Source organism: Sphingopyxis sp. BE259 (assembly GCF_031457495.1).
Taxonomy (GTDB): domain Bacteria; phylum Pseudomonadota; class Alphaproteobacteria; order Sphingomonadales; family Sphingomonadaceae; genus Sphingopyxis.
This window is the reverse complement of record NZ_JAVDWM010000001.1, coordinates 2,637,796-2,656,978: the sequence shown is the minus strand read 5'-3', so window position 1 is coordinate 2,656,978 and position 19,183 is coordinate 2,637,796. Positions and strand designations below refer to the sequence as shown.

Annotated in this window: 19 protein-coding genes; 13 read left to right on the top strand and 6 right to left on the bottom strand. The window is 64.8% G+C overall.

Annotated elements, in window-relative coordinates; genetic code table 11:
* Nucleotides 1-6 precede the first annotated feature (6 nt).
* Entirely contained in the window at nucleotides 7-1,485 is a 1,479-nt protein-coding gene (locus J2X44_RS12860) for a Ppx/GppA family phosphatase (protein WP_310084671.1), read from the top strand.
* 97 nt (nucleotides 1,486-1,582) lie between these two features.
* Here the strand turns inward: J2X44_RS12860 and rnd are convergent, their stop codons facing one another.
* Nucleotides 1,583-2,770 carry a ribonuclease D gene (gene rnd / locus J2X44_RS12855; RefSeq protein ID WP_310084670.1) on the bottom strand — a complete coding sequence of 396 codons (1,188 nt, stop codon included), beginning with the start codon at nucleotides 2,768-2,770 and terminating at the stop codon, nucleotides 1,583-1,585.
* A 120-nt stretch (nucleotides 2,771-2,890) separates the two neighbouring features.
* Here rnd and J2X44_RS12850 point away from each other — a divergent pair, with 120 nt between their 5' ends.
* The 8 genes from J2X44_RS12850 (at nucleotide 2,891) to J2X44_RS12815 (ending at nucleotide 10,511) form a co-directional block, all read left to right on the top strand.
* Complete coding sequence (locus J2X44_RS12850) at nucleotides 2,891-3,220, top strand: hypothetical protein (RefSeq protein ID WP_310084668.1); 330 nt, start codon at nucleotides 2,891-2,893, stop codon at nucleotides 3,218-3,220.
* Nucleotides 3,220-4,731, top strand: a complete 1,512-nt coding sequence (locus J2X44_RS12845) for an FAD-binding protein (RefSeq protein WP_310084666.1) — start codon at nucleotides 3,220-3,222, stop codon at nucleotides 4,729-4,731. Before J2X44_RS12850 ends, J2X44_RS12845 begins: the two co-directional genes overlap by 1 nt.
* A 99-nt stretch (nucleotides 4,732-4,830) precedes the next feature.
* Nucleotides 4,831-6,612 carry an aspartate--tRNA ligase gene (gene aspS, locus J2X44_RS12840; protein ID WP_310084663.1) on the top strand — a complete coding sequence of 594 codons (1,782 nt, stop codon included), beginning with the start codon at nucleotides 4,831-4,833 and terminating at the stop codon, nucleotides 6,610-6,612.
* Between the two features lie 2 nt (nucleotides 6,613-6,614).
* Nucleotides 6,615-7,490, top strand: coding sequence for an alpha/beta hydrolase (locus J2X44_RS12835; RefSeq protein WP_310084660.1), 876 nt, complete (start codon nucleotides 6,615-6,617; stop codon nucleotides 7,488-7,490).
* 56 nt (nucleotides 7,491-7,546) lie between these two features.
* A complete protein-coding gene (locus tag J2X44_RS12830; RefSeq protein ID WP_310084657.1) occupies nucleotides 7,547-8,506 on the top strand; it encodes a hypothetical protein in 960 nt (319 codons plus the stop codon).
* A gap of 83 nt (nucleotides 8,507-8,589) precedes the next feature.
* Complete coding sequence (locus J2X44_RS12825) at nucleotides 8,590-9,375, top strand: polyphosphate kinase (RefSeq protein ID WP_310084655.1); 786 nt, start codon at nucleotides 8,590-8,592, stop codon at nucleotides 9,373-9,375.
* Between the two features lie 68 nt (nucleotides 9,376-9,443).
* Nucleotides 9,444-9,980, top strand: coding sequence for a J domain-containing protein (locus tag J2X44_RS12820; RefSeq protein ID WP_310084652.1), 537 nt, complete (start codon nucleotides 9,444-9,446; stop codon nucleotides 9,978-9,980).
* Nucleotides 9,981-10,154: 174 nt separating this feature from the next.
* Nucleotides 10,155-10,511, top strand: a complete 357-nt coding sequence (locus J2X44_RS12815) for a hypothetical protein (RefSeq protein WP_310084650.1) — start codon at nucleotides 10,155-10,157, stop codon at nucleotides 10,509-10,511.
* Between the two features lie 42 nt (nucleotides 10,512-10,553).
* Here the strand turns inward: J2X44_RS12815 and mtgA are convergent, their stop codons facing one another.
* The 5 genes from mtgA to J2X44_RS12790 form a co-directional block, all read right to left on the bottom strand.
* Nucleotides 10,554-11,267, bottom strand: a complete 714-nt coding sequence (gene mtgA / locus J2X44_RS12810) for a monofunctional biosynthetic peptidoglycan transglycosylase (protein WP_310084648.1) — start codon at nucleotides 11,265-11,267, stop codon at nucleotides 10,554-10,556.
* 28 nt (nucleotides 11,268-11,295) lie between these two features.
* Nucleotides 11,296-12,213, bottom strand: coding sequence for a hypothetical protein (locus J2X44_RS12805; RefSeq protein WP_310084645.1), 918 nt, complete (start codon nucleotides 12,211-12,213; stop codon nucleotides 11,296-11,298).
* A 69-nt stretch (nucleotides 12,214-12,282) separates the two neighbouring features.
* Nucleotides 12,283-12,930, bottom strand: coding sequence for a hypothetical protein (locus J2X44_RS12800; RefSeq protein WP_310084642.1), 648 nt, complete (start codon nucleotides 12,928-12,930; stop codon nucleotides 12,283-12,285).
* Between the two features lie 94 nt (nucleotides 12,931-13,024).
* Complete coding sequence (gene rpoH, locus J2X44_RS12795; RefSeq protein WP_310084640.1) at nucleotides 13,025-13,924, bottom strand: RNA polymerase sigma factor RpoH; 900 nt, start codon at nucleotides 13,922-13,924, stop codon at nucleotides 13,025-13,027.
* Nucleotides 13,925-14,007: 83 nt separating this feature from the next.
* On the bottom strand, nucleotides 14,008-14,964 hold the full coding sequence (locus J2X44_RS12790) for an RluA family pseudouridine synthase (protein WP_310084637.1): 957 nt from the start codon (nucleotides 14,962-14,964) through the stop codon (nucleotides 14,008-14,010).
* 224 nt (nucleotides 14,965-15,188) lie between these two features.
* Between J2X44_RS12790 and J2X44_RS12785 the strand changes: the two genes are divergently transcribed.
* The 4 genes from J2X44_RS12785 to J2X44_RS12770 all read left to right on the top strand — a co-directional run bounded on the left by J2X44_RS12785 (nucleotide 15,189) and on the right by J2X44_RS12770 (nucleotide 19,174).
* Nucleotides 15,189-15,845 carry a histidine phosphotransferase family protein gene (locus J2X44_RS12785; protein WP_310084636.1) on the top strand — a complete coding sequence of 219 codons (657 nt, stop codon included), beginning with the start codon at nucleotides 15,189-15,191 and terminating at the stop codon, nucleotides 15,843-15,845.
* Nucleotides 15,846-15,869: 24 nt separating this feature from the next.
* The gene (locus J2X44_RS12780; RefSeq protein ID WP_310084634.1) at nucleotides 15,870-18,302 is read left to right on the top strand and encodes a chemotaxis protein CheW; all 2,433 of its coding nucleotides are present in this window, start codon (nucleotides 15,870-15,872) and stop codon (nucleotides 18,300-18,302) included.
* Complete coding sequence (locus tag J2X44_RS12775) at nucleotides 18,299-18,736, top strand: chemotaxis protein CheW (protein ID WP_310084633.1); 438 nt, start codon at nucleotides 18,299-18,301, stop codon at nucleotides 18,734-18,736. Before J2X44_RS12780 ends, J2X44_RS12775 begins: the two co-directional genes overlap by 4 nt.
* A gap of 66 nt (nucleotides 18,737-18,802) precedes the next feature.
* On the top strand, nucleotides 18,803-19,174 hold the full coding sequence (locus tag J2X44_RS12770; protein WP_137753329.1) for a response regulator: 372 nt from the start codon (nucleotides 18,803-18,805) through the stop codon (nucleotides 19,172-19,174).
* Nucleotides 19,175-19,183: the final 9 nt, after the last annotated feature.

The following is a 19,183-nucleotide window of genomic DNA, read 5'->3' as shown; positions in this document are numbered from 1 at the left end:
TTGGGATTGCTGCGTTCCTCGAAACCGGCGGTCCATCGCTCGGCGGTCATCGACATCGGCTCGAACTCGGTCCGCCTGGTTGTGTATGAAGGACCGGCGCGCGCGCCTGCGGTAATCTTTAACGAAAAGGTCGCGGCGGGGCTGGGCCGGGGGCTCGCGATCGACGGCCGCATCGCGAGCGAAGACGCGATGCGCGGGCTGATGGCGCTGCGGCGCTATGCCCTGCTCGCCAAGCATATGGAGGTCCAGAATCTGCAATGCGTCGCGACCGCCGCGGTCCGCGACGCCGAAAATGGCCCGGAATTCATTGCGAGCGCTGCCGAGGCAGGGCTGAAAATTCGTCTGCTGTCGGGCGAGGAAGAGGCCGAGGCGGCGGGTTATGGGGTAGTGTCGGCGATTCCCGACGCGCATGGCATCGCGGTCGATCTGGGCGGCGGCAGTCTGGAATTGGCCGAGGTTGCGAACGGACAGGTCGGGCGCCGCGCGTCCTTCCCGCTCGGGGTGCTGCGCCTGCCCGCGCTGCGCAAGCAGGGGCAACAGCCGTTCGAGCGCGCTGTTCGCAAGATGTTGCGCGCGGCTGGATGGCCCGACGGGATGACCGGCCTGCCACTCTATCTGGTCGGCGGATCGTGGCGCGCGCTGTCGCGCCTTGATCTGGAACTGACGCATGATCCGCTTGCGGTGCTCGATCAGCACAGCCTGCCCCGCAGCGCGCTGCGCCGCCTGGTGCGCGCGACCAACCGGCTGACGTTTGAGGAATTGCGCGCGATTCCCGGCATGGCGTCAAACCGCGCCGCCGCATTGCCCGATGCGGCGGCATTGCTGGCGGCGCTGGTCAACATCCTCGACGTGCCCGAAATGACGGTGTCGTCGTCGGGGCTGCGCGAAGGGTTGCTCTATCAGGCGCTCGACGCCGAAACGCGCGCGCAGGACCCGCTGATCGTCGCAGCCGAATTCGAGGGGCGGCGCTTGGCCCGGTTCGCCCCGCATGGCCGCGCGATCACCGAATGGATCACGCCGCTGTTCACCGGCGAGGCGCCCGCCGATAACCGCGTGCGGCTGGCCGCCAGCCTGCTCAGCGACGTTGCCTGGTCGGCCAATCCCGATTTCCGCGCCGAACGCGGGACCGAAATCGGACTGCACGGCAACTGGCGCGGCATTGACATCCCGGGCCGCATCCTGCTCGCCCGTGCGCTGCACGCCGGGTTCGGCGGCGCCGACGGCGATTTCCCCGACATGGGACCGCTGGTCAGCGCCGAGCGGTTGGCACGGGCGCGGCAATGGGGGCTGGCGATCCGGCTGGCGCAGCGGTTGACCGGGGGGGTCGAAGCGCCGCTTAAGGCCAGTCATATCGCGCTGGTCGATGGCAAGCTGCGGCTCAGTCTCGATCATGGCTGGCATCATCTGGCGGGCGAATCGGTCGAACGCCGCTTGAAGTCGCTGGCGCAGGCGCTGGATGCCAAGGCCGAGTTGGTGATGCTCTGATCCGTCGCCCCCGCGAAGGCGGGAGCCGCCGTCGGCCTTTTCCCGTGCTGCTGCGTAAACCGACAGCGGCCCCCGCCTTCGCGGGGGCGACGTCCACTTAAGCCTCGCTCGCCGTCGCAGCGTCGATTTCGCTCATCACCAGCTTGCCATGCTTGACCGCAAAGCCCATCCGGCCTTCGACCAGATCGAGCGCGGCGTGGCCGAAGACGTCATAACGCCAGCCCTGCAGCATCGCGATCCCTTCGCGACCACCGGCGGCCAGCGCTTCCAGATCGTCGCTGCGCGCGATCAGCCGCGATGCGACATTCAATTCGCGAGCGCGGATCTTGAGTAGCAGCTTCAACAGGTCGGCGACCAACACGCCTTCCTTGCCCAGCCCCGGACCGCGCGGGGCGCGATCGGGCATGTCGTCCTTGTCCATCGGTTTGGCGTTGGCGATCGCGTCCATCAACCGCGCGCCGATGTCGTTGCTGCGCCAAGTCGCCGACAGCCCGCGGACGCGGCCCAGCCCGTCCTGATCCTTCGGCGGATGCGCGGCGATGTCGGCGAGCGTCTCGTCCTTGACGATGCGTCCGCGCGGCAGGTTTTTGGTGCGTGCTTCGCGCTCGCGCCACGCCGCCAGCGATTGCAGGCGGCCCAGCACGTCGGGCTTGCGCGAAGGGATCTTGATCCGGTGCCACGCCTTGTCGGGATCGACGCTGTAATTGGCCGGATCGGCCAGCTTTTCCATTTCCTCGTCGAGCCAGTGACCGCGGCCGGTCTTGACCAGCTTGTCGAGCATCATTGGGAAGATCTTGGCGAGATGGGTGACGTCGCCGACCGCATAGTCGATCTGGCGCTTGTCGAGCGGACGGCGGCTCCAGTCGGTAAAGCGCGCGCCCTTGTCGAGTTGCAGGCCGATCCACGCCTCGACCAGATTGGAATAGCCGACCTGTTCGGCCTGGCCGATCGCCATCTGGCCGATCTGGGTGTCGAAAATCGGGTGCGGGGTCTTGCCGGTCAGGTTGAAGATGATTTCGACGTCCTGGCCGCCGGCGTGAAAAACCTTCAGCATATCCTCATTGTCGACGAGCAGGTCGAGCAGCGGCTTCAGATCCATGCCGGGCGCCAGCGGATCGATCGCCGCGGCATGCTCGCGGTCGGCGACCTGGATCAGGCAAAGCTCTGGCCAGAAGGTGTTTTCGCGCATGAATTCGGTATCGACGGCGATGAAATCGCTGCGGCCGATAAGGGCGCAGAATTCGACGAGCGCGGCGTTGGTTTCGATCAACGGATGGACTTGCATAGCGCGCCTATACAGCTAGTTGAAAAGAACGGGCAGGAAAAATTGTCCGTACTCTTCGGGTCGCGGAACCGGAATACCGGTAGCCAATAAAACGGCGGGAAAAACGAAGGGGTTTGGGGCATGTTCTGGCTTGGTTGGGCGCTCGCCGCGCTCGGTTTCGTGCTGCTGTTCGGCCAGTATCTGGCGGGGCAGGCGGATATTTTCGTCTCGATCGCCAACCCGCGGCCGCTCGATGAAGAATCGATGGTGTTAACGCTGAAGGGGTGGGGGTTTGCGGCCGAGGCTGCCCAGCCGTTTGTGACCCCCGAGTCCGACCACGGGCTTTCCGACGTCCGGGTGTTCGCGACGCGGCGCCAGATATTGGTCTCGATCGCGACGTTCGGCTTTCTGCGTCCCATCACCGTCGCGTGGCGCGCCCATGCCGGCATCCTGCCGCTGGGAGACGCGTGATGCCGCTGATCCAACTTGGCGATGAAGGGCGCTGGACCAACTATCACGGCACCGGCACCTGCGAGGCGGCGACGCGCTTTGCGCTGCGCAGCGGCGACGCGCCGCGCGGTCGTGACGAGATCGCAATCGCGGCGAAGTCGGTGCAGGATTGGCTGGTCGCGGCGGCGGCGGCGGAGCGCCGCGTCCGCCCGCTCGGCGCGGGCTGGTCGCCGTCGAACGTCAATATCGCCTCGCAATGCTGGCTGCTTCACACTCGGCGTTTCAATCGCTGCTTTCGCATCGATGCTGCCGACGTGCGGTCGGGCGTGGATGCTAGCGGGCTGATGCTGATCGAAGCGGGGGCCTTGGTCGATGAGGTGTCGGACAAGCTGGAGGCGCAGGACCGTTCGCTGTGGACGAGCGGCGCGGGCAATGGCCAGACGTTTGCGGGCGCCGCGGCGACCGGCACCCACGGGTCGATGATCGCCCGCGGTGGCATTCAGGATCATATCCGCGCGGTGCAGATCGTGACCCCCGCGGGCGTTCACTGGATCGAACCCGCCGCCGGGGTGATGGGCGACGCCTTTATCGCAGCGACGGGGTCGGTGCCGCTGCGCGATGACGATGTGTTTGCCGCGGCGCAATTGCCGGTCGGGGCGCTAGGTATCATCACCGCGCTGGTCGTCGATAGCGTGCCGAAATTCCTCGTCCGTCCAATCCAGAATCTGCGCAAGGTCGATCGCGCGGCGCTGGACTGGCTGGCGGCGGGCGATTTTCGTCGCTTCTCGACCGCCTATGCGCTCGATCAGGCGCCCGATTTTGTCCAGATGATCGTCAACCCGTACAACCCGTTCAAGCGCCCGGCGATGCTGCGGTTCCTGTATCGCGAGCCATGGCGCGACGATTATCCACGCGCCACGCCGGGCCAGATGGGCGCAGGTTATGACGCGCTCAGCCTGCTCGGGCGGCTGCTCGACGATTATCCCTGGGCGCGCGGCGCGCTGCTGCAGTTTGCGATGAAGCAGGGCTATGCCAGCGGCCCCGATGTCGATGCGCCGCCGGTTTATGGCAGCTGGGGGGAGGGGCTCGACACGCATCGCCCGCTGGCCGACCTGTTCAACGCCTCGGTGACCATCGACCGGGCCGATCTGGCGCGCGCGTTTGAGCTGATCTGCGCGGTCTATGCGCGGCACGGCGGATCGACGGTGGTCACCGTACGGTTCATGGCGCGTGCCGAGGGGCTGCTCGCCCCGGCGCGCTTCCCGCACAATGCGGTGATCGACTTTGACGGGCCGCGCAGCGCACGCACCGCCGATGCCTATGCCCGCGTCGTCGAACGGCTCGATGCCGAAGGGATCGCGTTCACGCGGCATTGGGCGAAAAGCTGCCGTCTCGACGCGGCGCGGGTCGCCGCCGATTATGGTGAGGATTTCCGGCGCTGGCGGTGCGCCCGCGATCGCCTGATCCCCGATCCCGCGCACCGCGCGCTGTTCGGCAGCGCCGTGCTCGACGGGCTGGGTCTGACGTGCTGATTTGGCCTTCCACCTTGACAAATCGCTCCCCGCGCTGCCTTAGGCGCGGCCATATCGGCGCGTTTTTCCGCGCGCTCCCGAACATTGAAAGACGATCCCATGCACGCCTATCGCACCCATAATTGCGGCCAGCTTCGCGCCGAACAGGTCGGCCAGTCGGTCCGTGTGTCGGGCTGGGTGCATCGCAAGCGCGATCATGGCGGGCTGCTGTTCGTCGACCTGCGCGACCATTATGGCCTCACCCAGATCGTCGCCGACAGCAGCGATGCGGTATTCGCGACGCTCGACGGCCTGCGCGCCGAAAGCGTTGTAACGATCACCGGCGACGTCGTTGCGCGCTCCCCTGAAACGGTCAACGCCAACCTGCCGACCGGCGCCATCGAAGTGCGCGCGCGCGACGTCACCGTCCAGTCGGCGGCGATCGAACTGCCGATGCCGGTCGCGGGCGAGCAGGATTATCCCGAGGATATCCGCCTGAAATACCGCTTCCTCGACCTGCGCCGCGATCGCCTGCACGCCAACATCATGCTGCGCTCGAACGTGATCGCGTCCTTGCGCCGCCGCATGGTGGAACAGGGTTTTACCGAATTCCAGACCCCGATCCTGACCGCCTCGTCGCCCGAGGGCGCGCGCGACTATCTGGTGCCGAGCCGCGTTCACCCCGGCAAATTTTATGCGCTGCCGCAGGCGCCGCAGATGTTCAAGCAGCTGCTGATGGTCGCGGGCTTCGACCGCTATTTCCAGATCGCGCCCTGCTTCCGCGACGAAGACGCGCGTGCCGACCGCTCGCCGGGCGAATTCTACCAGCTTGATTTCGAGATGAGCTTCGTCACGCAGGACGATGTGTTCAACGCGATCGAGCCCGTGCTTGCGGGCGTGTTCGAAGAGTTCGCGAACGGCAAGTCGGTGACCCCGGCGGGCTCATTCCCGCGCATCCCGTATCGCGAATCGATGCTGAAATATGGCAACGACAAGCCCGACCTGCGCAACCCGCTGATCATCACCGACGTGTCGTCGCACTTCACCGGTTCGGGCTTCGGCCGTTTTGCCGACATCGTGGCCGCGGGCGATGTGGTGCGCGCGATCCCGGCGCCTGCAACCGCCGAAAAGAGCCGCAAATTCTTCGACGACATGAACAGCTGGGCGCAGGGCGAGGGCTTTGCCGGGCTCGGCTATGCGACGCGCAAGGGCGGTGAGTGGGGCGGCCCGATCGCCAAGAACCACGGACCGGAGAAGATGGACGCGCTCGCCGCCGAGCTTGGCATCGGCCCCGACGACGGGCTGTTCTTCGCCGCCGGCAAGGAAGCGGCTGCCGCGAAGCTCGCCGGTTTCGCCCGCACCCGCGTCGCCGAGCAGCTCGACCTGATCGACCCGAGCAAATTCGAAATGTGCTGGATCGTCGATTTTCCGATGTTCGAGGCTGACGAAGACACCGGCAAGATCGATTTCAGCCATAACCCCTTCTCGATGCCGCAGGGGGAACTCGAGGCGCTCGAAACCAAAGACCCGCTCGACATCCTCGCGTGGCAATATGACATCGTCTGCAACGGCGTCGAACTGTCGTCGGGCGCGATCCGCAACCACCGCCCCGACATCATGTACAAGGCGTTTGAGATCGCGGGCTATTCGCAGGCTGACGTCGACGCGAATTTCAGCGGCATGATCAACGCCTTCAAATTCGGCGCGCCGCCGCACGGCGGTTCGGCTCCCGGCGTCGACCGCATCGTGATGCTGCTCGCCGACGAGCCGAATATCCGTGAAGTCGTTGTCTTTCCGATGAACCAGAAGGCCGAGGATCTGATGATGAACGCCCCGGCGCCGGTCAGCGACAAACAGCTCAAGGAACTCGGCATCCGCATCGTCGACGGGCCGAAAGGCTGAGGGTGAACGAAGCGCCGCGCGAACATCGGATTGCTGCCCCTGGCGGCGACATCTGCTGGTTCGAATGGGGGCAGCGATCGGACGATGCGCCGACCGTCCTTCTGATCCATGCCACCGGCTTTCACGGCCGGTTGTGGGATCAGGTGGTCGCGGCGCTTCCCGACGGCACGCATGTCGTCGCGCCCGATCAGCCCGGCCATGGGCGCAGCTTTCGGCCTGCGTCGCTGGTCGACTGGACCGCCAATGCGGCGGCGATGCTGCCGCTGGTCGATCGCTTTGCCGGCACGCCCATCGTCGGCTGCGGACACAGCGGCGGCGGCTATATGCTCGGCTGGCTCGCGGCGCAGCGGCCCGCGGCCTTCCGCCATCTGATCCTGGTCGATCCGACGATCTTCGATCCCGCGCTTTACCTGCCGTCAGGCCAGCCGGTGCCCGATCCCGCCGATCATCCGGTCGCGCGGCGGCGCAACGCGTGGGATGACGCAGAGGCGATGATCGCCCGCTTTGGCGAGCGTCTGCCCTATTCGGCGTGGCAGCCCGACGTACTGGCCGACTATTGCCGCCACGGCCTGCTGCCCGCGCCGTCGGGCGAGGAGTATGAGCTGGCCTGCCCACCGGCGCTGGAGGCATCGGTCTATCAGGGCGCGCAGCGCAACAATCCCTATGGCTGGCTGGCGACGCTGACCGTGCCGACCAGCGTCATCCGCGCCCGCACTGGCGAGCGCGACGGTCCGCTCGACTTTTCGATCAGCCCGACGGCGCCCGATCTGGGCGTGACGATCGGTGCGGTCCGCGACGAGCAATGGGCCGAGCTTAGCCATTTCATTCCGATGGAAGCGCCGCAGCGGCTGGCCGATCTGATCGCCAGCGAACTCTGACCCCGGTGCATCGGGCGACTTTGACAGTCGCCGGTTGCTGCGATAGCCCGGTGGGATTGGCGATCTGGGGGGCAATGATGATCGATGTGCGATGGATAGTCGGCGCCGCTTTGCTGAGCCTCGCAGCGCCCGCGACCGCCGAAACGTTGACGATAAACAGCGGCGATCCCGCCGCGGTCGATGTCACCGACCTGCTCCGCATTTCGGTCGAGCGGTTCGAGGGGGAGGATGGTTCGGCGTTTGCACAGGCGCTGGAGGCCGAACTCGCCGCGGCGACGTTTCAGGGCAATCCCTTCTATCGCGTCGTGGCACCCGAATCGGGGGCGCCAACCGACGGGCTGATCACCGGCACGGTGCGCGCCAGCGTCGACGAGGTGCCGGTCATCGAAAAGCGCCGCCGCTGCACCGAATATGATCCCGCCGACAAAAAGAAATGCCTGAAGGAAATCGACGTCGACATTCGGTGCCGCCGCCGCACCGCGGCCGTCGCCACCACCGTCCGCTTGGTCGCCATCGCCGACGGATCGATCCGCCACACCCGGCCGTTTAATGCGCGCGATCAAGTGACCGTCTGTCCCGACCGCAGCGCGCCGCCGAGCATCGAGGATTATTTTGCCGCGACCTTTCGCAGTCAGGTGCGGACGATCCGCAATGACCTGGCGCCGCGCAGCTATTCGGTCGACGTCCGGGTCGATGAAAGCACCAAGGGGCTGACGAAACCGGCGCAAGCGGCGTTCAAGGCGGCGATCCGGCTGACCAAGACCGATCAGGTCGGCGCTTGCACCGCGTGGACCGCGCTGACGCGCGATGTCGAGCCGACCGCGGCGCTGGCGTTCAACCTGGGGCTTTGTGAAGAGATGGAGGGCGATCTCGACGCGGCCACCGGCTGGTATGGCGAGGCTCAGCGGCAGGGCGTGCGCGGCAATGCCGTTGCCGAAGGATTGGCGCGGCTCGACCGCTACAAAAGCGCGCTGGGTGCCTGGATCGCGCGAAAAGCGGTCATGGGGCAGGAGTAGCAATGGCCGCACCCTTTGTATCAGAAAATGACAAGCTCGCATCGCGCTTGGAAGGACAGCGCGGATTGCGCTAGGGAAGCGACATGACCATTTCGCTTTCCGATCATGAATCCGGCGCCAAATATGATGGCGACTACAACGACGCCCTCGAAGCCTTGCAGGCGCGACTGGAGCGCGTGCAAGCCGCGCACATCACCCACGGCCAGCGCAGCATCATCATGTTCGAGGGGTGGGACGCGGCAGGCAAGGGCGGGATCATCAAACGGATGACCGCGCTGCTCGACCCGCGCTATTTTGATGTCTGGCCGATCGGAGCGCCGACCGATGAGGAAAAGGCGCGCCATTTCCTGTGGCGGTTCTGGAAACGCCTGCCCGGCAACCGCGAAATCGCGATCTTTGACCGTAGCTGGTACGGCCGCGTGCTGGTCGAGCGGGTCGAAGGTTTTGCGACCGAGGCCGAGTGGCGCAAGGGCTATGACGAGATCAATGAATTCGAGGCGCAGATGACGGGCAGTCGCACCAATCTGGTCAAAATCTTTGTCCACTTGACCCAGGATGAGCAGGACAAGCGGTTTGCCGATCGCCTCGATGACCCGTGGAAGCGGTGGAAAACCGGCGGCGAAGATTATCGTAACCGCGCCAAGCGCAACGATTATCTCGCCGCGATCGACGAGATGTTTGCGCACACCAACACGCGCTGGGCGCCGTGGAAGGTCATCGACGGCAATAACAAGAAAGCCGCGCGGATTGCGGCGCTGACCCATATCGCCGACGCGTTGGAAGCGATGGTGCCGATGACGCCGCCCGATCTTGATCCCGCGGTCGTCAAACTGGCGGGCAAGGCGTTTGGCTACAAGCCCCAAAGCTAGGGCCAGAACCCTCGGTTTTTCGGCCCGGTCGGGTAGCAATCATCACCGCCGCTCGCTACATGGGGGTGATGAGCCGCGCCAAGAGATCCGATGATTGGGGTTTTCCCCGCTGGCGCCCCTATGGCTCGGGCAATGAAGCGCAAAAGGTGCGCCTATGCGACCGGCACGGCTGCACCAACCCTGGCAACTGCCCGGCGCCCAAATCGCCGAACAGTCCCGAACGCTGGTATTTCTGCGAAACCCACGCCGCCGAATATAATCGCGGCTGGGACTATTTCGAGGGATTGAGCGCCGAAGACGCCGCCGCGCGCGCCGCCAACGAAACACGCGACGCGGGGGCTTATGCAAAGGCGCAGCACTATGCCTGGGGCGGGTCGGGCGACGGCAGCCGCAGCGCCGACGAAATGCGCGCCCTCGAAATCCTCGATCTGGAACCCGACGCCGATTTCGAAGCGACCAAAAAGGCGTGGCGCGCCCTCGCCAAGGAAACCCACCCCGACGTCAAACCCGGCGACGCGGACGCCGCCAAACGCTTTGCCGCAGGGCAGGCGGCGTTCGAAGTGCTGAAGCAGGCCGAAGACCGCAAAAACTGGAAACCGGCATAGCATTGTCGATGTCCGCGGATGCCGGTGTACTGGTTCCCGGACGAGATTGACCGATCGCCGCGAGGGAGGCTTATCGAAACCGATCGATTTTGATCGGATCAGGGGGCGGACATGCGGATTATTGGCGGGTTATTGATCGGCGCGGCGTTGACGACGTCGGCAATGGCCGAACCCATGGCATATCAAAACGGGCTGACCCGCGTCGATGGTGTCGTCGGGCTCGGCCTCACCATTCCGATCGGTGGCAACCGGCAAAAGGCGCCGCCGCGGGTCGAACTGCGCCTGACCCGCGATGTCGTGAACGTCGACGGCACGCGGCTGTCGACCCGCGGCATCCCCCTTAACGAAACGCGGATCGGCTTTTCGCTGGAGCGCGATAACCGGCTGCTGATCAACGGCCGACCAATGGACAAGTCGCGGCGTCAAGGCGTGTCTACGCTTGGCTGGCTCGCCATAGGTGTTGGAGCCGCTGCGGTTGTTGGCGGGGTTCTGCTTGCAGACGCTCTGGAAGATTCGAAATGCTGTGAATAGTTGGCTGACGGTGGACGGACCGACCGCATTCTTGTCTCTAGGCTATCTGTAAACACATCCGTCTAGCCCGTCCCGCCGGACTTGGCCGATGCGGGCGCGGATGGTGTTACCGTAGCGGCGGGTGAAGCCGGATGGGCTCACCGCCTCGCGTTTTTTGGGCAGCGGCAGGATCGCCGCGATGCGCGCGGCTTCGGCCGGGGTCAGTTTGCCCGCGTCATGCTTGAAATAGCGCTGTGCGCCCGCCTCGACGCCATAGGTGCCGATGCCGGTCTCGGCGACGTTCAGATAGACCTCCATGATCCGCCGCTTGCCCCAGATCTTCTCGATCAGAAAGGTGAACCACACCTCGGGCACCTTGCGGACATAGCGCGTCCACCCGCTGCCCTGCCACAGGAACACATTCTTCGCGGTCTGCTGGCTCACCGTCGATCCGCCGCGCATCCGCTTGCCCTTGGCGTTGCGCTCGATCGCTTCTTCGATCGCTTCGGTGTCAAAGCCGTTGTGGGTGCAGAATTTGCCGTCCTCGGCCGCGATCACCGCGCGCACCATGTTGCGGTCGATGGCCGAAAGGCTGGTCCAGTCCTTGGTGATGCCGCTGCTGTCGGCCAGCATCGTAAAGGTCACCGGTGGCGGCACGACCGCATAGAGCAGCACCCACAGCACGGAAATTGCGACGAACCACAACAGCCATTTGAACGGCCGCAGATACCAGGGGAGTTTGCGTCGCTTGGCGCGCTTCTTGGTGGCAGTCTTCATCGTCCGGTTGGTATCGGACCTCAGGGTGTCAGAACAAGGGTAATTCGACCGCGACGACTTCGCCCGTCTCCAGCCGGGCCTTGCCGGTCAGTCGCATGTCGTTGCCGGGTTTCAGATCGACCAGCATATCCTGCCAGCCGCTGTTTTCCGCGACGATAATCGGCAACTGCATCGTCGTGCCCTGGCGCGTCACGGTGCCAAAAGATCGACTGGAACTGGACCGCAGGTCGAGCGCGCCGCTGTCGACATCGACGTCGCGGACTTCAAAAGAAAAGGACAGCAGGCGGCGCGCTAGCGGATCGTTGGTGTCACGATCTATCGGCAGCAATGTCAGGCGATCGCGCTTGCGTTCGGCCAGGCGGAGCAGCGTCGCGCTCTGTTGCAGTGCGGGGTTGCCCGATCCCATCATCGTCTCGATCATCCCGCGGTGCAGCGCGGCGTCTCCGGTTGCGGCATAGAGTTCGCGCGCGGCCGCGACGCGCTCGCTGTCGCTGCCTTTCGCAATGCTGTCCTGAAATTGCAGCAACAGCTTCTGGCTTTGCGGCAGCGGCAGAATCTTGGTTTGGATCGGCGCCAGGATCGGCAGGAAGGCGACCGTTGCGCCGCGCTCGACGCCCGCTTCTTCGGGGACCGCGAATTGCTGCAAGCCCCAGATCGTGCCCATGATCAGCGCAAAGATGCCGGTGTGAAACATGCCGCGCCGCGCAAAGCTCATGCGCCGCAATAAAAAGCACAGGACAAAGCCGACGATGCCCGCCGCCATCAGCCACAGCGAATAATTGCCGATCGGGGTCGCCATGTCGCCGGCGAGCCCGAGGATCAGCGAAAAGCCGGACCAGGCGGCGAGCTTATCGCCGCCCTTGGTCTTGAGGTCCGTCGCTGGCGTGATAGGCGCCGGCGCCGGTGCGGCCGCAGGCGCGGCGGCGGTGCCACTTTCGGTGCTCATAGGATCCCCCGATCGTTCGTCGAACGGCAGGCGCTCGAGCCTGCCGTTCCCACTTCATTTCCGCAACATTCAAGCCTTGGGCGGCTCATCGTCCTTCTTGTCCTTGGCGGCGTCGATCGCGTCATTGGCTTTCGCGGCGGCGTCCTTCGCGGCGTCGCTCGCCTTCGCCGCCGCGACCTTCGCCGCATCGGTGGCGTCGGCGGCGAGCGAGCGCATCTTCGCTTCGGCCTCGGCCTCCTTGCCGCTCATCACCAGCCACGCCATCACCGCGGCGGCGATCAGCGACAGCAGCGCGAGCCAGTAACCGAAATGCCAATTGACCTGGATCATCGCCAGTGCCGCCTGATCCATCCCGCCGTTCGAGCCGTTCTTGGCCGCTTCGGCCATGATCGCATCCTTGCTGTAGCGCCAGGTGCCTACCAAAATCAGCACCAGCGCGGCGACCGACGTGCCGAGCACCAGCTTCGCTGCTTCGCGACCCTTCGTGAACAGCAGGAATAATCCGCCCGCGATCGCCACCAGCGACAGGATCAGCCACAGATTCATCGTTGCACCGTCACCGGAACCGGCCGCTTGGCCCATCGCCGAGATGCGGCCAAAGGCCAGGCCGAAGCCGCTCGCCTCGGCAATTTTCTGGTCGGAACAGCTAACGGTCATCCATGGCAACAAAAACGCCAGTAGCGCGATGCCTTTGGGAATACGGATCCATTTCCACATGATATGTCCCCCTTCGCTCAACCCGGCGAAGAGGCTAGTCAATTGCGGCTGCGAGTCAAATCGCTACATCGGATGCGCCAAAGGCGCCCGCCGCTCAGGCGTTGATCAGACGCCGGTCGCCGGCGAGTTTCAGCATCGCCTTTTGCAGCTTTTCGAAGGCACGCACCTCGATCTGGCGGACGCGTTCGCGGCTGACGTCATACACCTGGCTCAAATCTTCGAGCGTTTTGGGATCGTCGGTCAGACGGCGTTCGGTCAGGATGTGCCGCTCGCGCTCGTTAAGCGATTCCAGCGCCTCGCTGAGCAGCGAATGGCGCACATCGCGCTCCTGCGCCTCGGCGACGCGTTCGTCCTGGAGCGGCCCTTCGTCGCCCAGCAGATCCTGCCACTGGCTGTCGCCATCCTCGCCCATCGGAACGTTGAGCGAGGTGTCGCCGCCCATCGCCATGCGGCGGTTCATGCTGGTGACCTCTTCCTCGGTCACCCCCAGGTCGGTCGCAATCTTGGTCAGATGTTCGGGCGACAAATCGCCGTCCTCGAATGCTTCCAGATTGTTCTTCATCCGGCGCAGGTTGAAAAACAGCTTTTTCTGCGCCGCGGTGGTGCCCATCTTGACCAGGCTCCACGAGCGCAGGATGAACTCCTGGATCGAGGCGCGGATCCACCACATCGCATAGGTCGCGAGGCGGAAGCCGCGTTCGGGATCGAATTTCTTCACCCCCTGCATCAAGCCGATATTGCCTTCGCTGATCAACTCGCTGACCGGCAGGCCATAGCCGCGGTAGCCCATCGCGATCTTGGCCACGAGGCGGAGGTGCGACGTCACGAGCTGCGCCGCAGCTTCATTGTCGCCATGCTCCTGGAACCGCTTCGCGAGCATATATTCCTGCTCGGGGGTCAGCAGCGGGAATTTGCGGATTTCCGACAGATAGCGATTCAGGCTGGCTTCGCCGCCGAGCGCTGGCACCGTGGCCGGAACATTGCTTTTAGCCATTGGAGAGCGTCTTCCCTTTGAAATCTTGAGTCACAATGTGCCGCGGTTGTTGCCAGCGGTCGAGATAGATTTTTATTCGAAACCTAAACGCGCAATTCGTCGATCAGTTCCCGCATGTCTGGGGGGATTTCGCTGTCGAGCGCGATGTTGTTACCGGTCACCGGATGAATAAAGCCCAAATGGGCGGCGTGCAATGCCTGCCGCACGAAATTCCGCGCTTTCAGCACCTCGGACAGTGGCTTTCTGGCGCGTCCGTAGACCGGGTCACCGACCAGCGGATGGCCGATATGGGCCATATGGACGCGCACCTGATGCGTCCGTCCGGTTTCGAGGCGGCATTCGATCAAGCTGGCGTGGCGCAGCGGCTCGATCATCCGGTAATGCGTCACTGCGCGCTTGCCGCGATCTTCGGCGACCACCGCCATTTTCTTGCGGTTGGTGTTGGACCGGCCGAGCGCCGCGTCCACTGTACCGTTTGCAGGCATCGGGCGCCCGGTCGCGACCGCGGTGTATCGGCGATCGATACTGTGCGCGGCGAACTGCTTCGCCAGCCCTTCATGGGCGCGGTCATGCTTGGCCGCAACGATCAGCCCGCTGGTGTCCTTGTCGATGCGGTGGACGATGCCCGGCCGCGCAACGCCGCCGATCCCCGACAATTGCCCCGCGCAATGATGGAGCAGCGCGTTGACCATCGTCCCGTCGAGGTTGCCTGCGGCGGGATGGACAACCATCCCCGCGGGCTTGTCGATGACGATCAGGTGGTCGTCCTCGAACGCGATCACCAGTCCCATGTCCTGCGCGACATTATGCGCCTGGGTCGCCGCCGGAACGCGCACTTCCAAAGTGATCGGCGCCGGCGCTTTCGCCGACGGATCCCACAACACCGTGCCGACGGAATCGGCGACGCGGCCGCCCTTGATCAGGCTCTTGACGCGCTCGCGCGACAGGCTGGGCAACGCTTCCGCCAGCGCGCGGTCCAGACGCAGTCCAGCCGCGCTGTTCTCCAGCGCCACGGTCAAAATATCATCATCCCCCTGCATTGATCACGATGTGGAAATTGACGGCGGAATTTCAAGGTGCGCTCCTTCGGTTCCGGCCGTGTCGAGCGAAGTCGAGACACCCCGAGGACGCGCGCGAACGATAGGCATCTCGACTTCGCACGATGCGAACGGGTTTGGGGATGCTACTTGCCTCTGGGTTGGTGCGTGTCCTAGGGAGCATCCGCGCGCCGGAAACGTCTGGCTTGCGGGGAGTTAACCAATCCATGTCCGACGACCGCGTCGATTTCGCCTCCATGCTGGCCTCGCGCCTGTGCCACGATTTGCTCAGCCCGGTCGGCGCTTTCGCCAATGGTCTTGAACTGCTCGCCGATGAAAAAGACCCGGCGATGCGCGAACGCTGTTTCGAACTGCTCGAACAAAGCGCGCGGACGTCGGCGAACAAGCTGAAATTCTTTCGCCTGGCCTTCGGGTCGGCGGGCGGCTTTGGTGAGCTGGTTCCGGCCGACGAGGCCAAATCGGCGATCCAGGGGATCATCGGCGACCGTGCGATCGACCTGAACTGGATGATCGGTGCCGACCCGCTGCCCAAGCCCGCGGTCAAGATCATCCTCAACCTGTCGCTGTTGCTCGTCGATGCGCTGGTGCGCGGCGGGCGGCTCGATGTCGGCTGCGAAAAGCAGGGGGCCAATCCGGACGGAGCGATCGAAATCGCGCTGCATGTCGAGGCCGAGCGCATCTTCCTCGACGCCGATGTCGAAACGATCCTGCGCGATGGCGAAGGCGCCACCGCGATGACCTCCCGCACCGCGCCCGCGGTGCTGGTGCAGGCCGTCGCGGCGCAGAATGGCGGCACGGTGATGCTGGCGCGCGAAACCCCGACATCGCTGCTGGTCGGCGCCGTCCTGCGCGGGCGCGGGTAAAGCCTCCCTTAACCATTATCGGCCATGGTGCAGCTTCAGTTTCTGGGGCGCACCGGTACCGTGATAGACGATCTGCTGAACGACTTTTTGGCCGAAACGGCGGAAATCCTGGCCGAAGCGGGTGGGGCCATTGTCGCGTGGGAGGCCGACCCATCCGACCGCGCGCAGCTTGATGCGATTTTCCGCCTTGTCCATACGATCAAGGGCAGTTCCGGCTTTCTGTCTTTGCCGCGGGTCACTGCGCTGTCGCATGCGGCCGAAGACGCGCTCGATCAGGTCCGGCGCGGCAATCGTCCGGCCAATGCCGCACTGGTTACCGGGGTTCTCGCTATCCTCGACCGGCTGAACACGCTGTGCGAGGCGCTGGGCCGCGACGCGGTGGAGCCAGTGGGCGACGACCGCGACGTCATCGACGCGCTCGCTGCGGAGGATACGTCCGTCGATGGAGCCTATGCGGTTGCGGGCGTGCCGCTGCGCCGCGACGATGATTTCCAGGCCGATCTGCAAAGCTGGCGCTCGATCCGGGTGCCGTTGCCCTTGCTCGACAGCGTGATGACCGGGGTCACCGACATTGTCCTCGCGCGCAATGAATTTGCCCGCATGCTGCGCGAATCGGGCGTCAGCCCGACCGTGATCGCGTCGTTCGATCGCCTGTCGGATTCGATCGCCGGGATGCGGCAATCGGTCAGCCAGATGCGGATGCAGCGCATCGACAAGCTGTTCGCGCCGCTGCCGCGGATCGTCCGCGATCTGGCGCAGGAACTCGGCAAGAAGATCGCGTTCCAGACCAACGGCGGCGAAGTCGAACTCGACCGCGAGATGATGGAAAATATCCGCGATCCGTTGATCCACATTGTCCGGAACGCGATCGACCATGGCATCGAATCGCTCGACGACCGCGTCGCCGCGGGCAAGGACGTCACCGCCACCATTGCGGTCTCGGCGCGCCAGTCGGGAAACCAGATCGAAATCGAGATCAGCGACGATGGCCGCGGCATGTCGCCCGACGCGCTGGTCGCAAAGGCGATCGCGTCGCGCGCGATTACCGCTGCCGAAGCGCGCGCGCTGTCGGCCAAGGACAAGCTGGAGCTGATCTTTCGCCCCGGCTTTTCGACCGCGGCAAAGATTACCGCAGTGTCGGGGCGCGGGGTCGGAATGGACATCGTCAAGGCGAATGTCGAAAAGATCGGCGGCGTCGTCGACCTGCGCAACGATGAAGGTCGAGGGCTGACGATCCTGCTCCGCGTGCCGATGACCCTGACCATCATTTCGGGATTGATGGTGCGCGCGGCGGGGCAATATTTTGCCGTTCCGCGCGGTGCGGTTCGCGAAATCCTGCTCGAAAACGGCGACTCCGTCCGGATCGACCGCGTCGGCGGGGGCGAACTGGCGACCGTACGCGGCGAACAATATCCGCTGCTGCGGCTCGAAACGGTGCTCGGCCGACCGCGCGACGAGGACGAAGACATCGACGATCGCGCGCTGGTGATCGTGCGGCCGGGGCAGGGGCAAAGCTATGCCCTCAGTGTTGCGGCGATCCACGACCATGAGGAACTGGTGATCAAACCCGCGGCGCCGATGATCATGGCGACAGGCCTCTATGCCGGGACGACGCTGCCCGATAACGGCCGCCCGGTGTTGCTGCTCGACGTGCAAGGGCTGCTCGCCGCCGCGGCGATCGACGCGTCCGAGGCGGGGCGCAGCCATGGCCAGATGGCAGAGGCCGAAGCGCAGGCCATTGCGGCGCGCAACGCTGTGCAGCTCTTGTTGTTCCGCGACACCAACGGCCGCGTCCGTGGGGTTCGGCTGTCGGTGATCGAACGGGTCGAAGAGATTCCCGCCACGGCGCTGTTCGAAAGCGCGGGCCGAGTGCAGGCGCAGATCGGCGACGATATTATCGCGGTCCACGCGGCGCGGCTGGCCGATGCCCAGGGGACGCAAAAACTGCTGCGCCTTCACGACGGGCACGCCATGCTTTGTTATCCGATCGCCGAAGTCATCGACATCGTCCGCTTGCCCGACGCGGTCCAGCCATCGGCGGCGCCGGGGTTGATTGCGGGCATCGTGCTGGTCGGCGGCGATCCGGTCGAACTGATCGATCCCTTTTGGTTGATGCAGCAATATGCGGCGCTGGGCGACACGCCGGTCGCGAACCAGCCGCTGTGCCGCCTCGCCGACGACCATGACGGGTGGGGCGAAAATTTCCTGGCGCCGATCCTGCGGAGCGCGGGCTACCGTGTCGTTTCCGATGGCGACGCAGCGGACGAGGCGGCGGACGTGCTGCTGTGCCTTGCCGATGAGGGTGCGGCGTGCCGATACGCCGACGACAACGTTCCGGTGATCCGCCTGCGCGCATCGATCGCCGCATCGGGGCCCGAGGACGACACCGTCTATCGCTATGATCGGCAGGCGTTGCTCGACGCTTTGGCGCGCCGGGTTGGGGGAGGCAGCGCATGATGGAAAAACTCTACCTGATCGCGCGCATCGCCGACACCCGCGTCGCGCTGCGCAGCCGCGCGATCAATTCGGTGGTCACCGTCGGCATCCCGGTCGAAGTTCCCGGCGCGCCGCCGCATGTAGCCGGCCTGTTCGCGCTGCGCAGCCGCGTCTTTACCCTGATCGACCCGCATGTCGTGATCGGCCTGCCCGCGGTGCCGGTTGCACCGGGACAAAGGGTGATCGTCGTCGATGTCGCCGATCATGGCTATGCGCTGCTCGCCGACGCGATCGAGGATGTCTGTTTCATCAATGCACCCGAAACGCGGGTCGCCGGAAAATTGCTGCCCGGCTGGGCCCGGGTTGCCGACGCGATGATCGAACATGAGGGCGCCTCGCTGCTCGTTGTCGATCCGTCGCATTTCATCACTTTACCCGCGCTCAAGGCAGCGTGAATTAACGGGCTGGACACTCCTTCACATTAGCGTGGCGTGAAATCTGGGGTTGCGGAGGTATTAATGTTGAAATCTTGTCTGGTCGTCGACGACAGCAAAGTCATTCGCAAGGTCGCGCGCCATATCCTTGAAAGCATGTCCTTCGCCGTCGAAGAGGCGGCCGACGGGCAGGAGGCGCTGACCTTTTGCCGCGCCAACCGCCCCGACGTGATCCTGCTCGACTGGAACATGCCGGTGATGAGCGGGATGGAGTTTCTGGGCGCATTCAACGACCTGGATTATGGCCATGAAGAGCGGCCGCGGGTGGTGTTCTGCACCACCGAAAACAGCATCGACCATATCCGCGCCGCGATCGAAGCCGGCGCCGACGAATATGTGATGAAGCCGTTCGATCGTGAAACGCTGGAAGGAAAATTGCAGCTCGTCGGCATCGCGTAAGGCGATGGC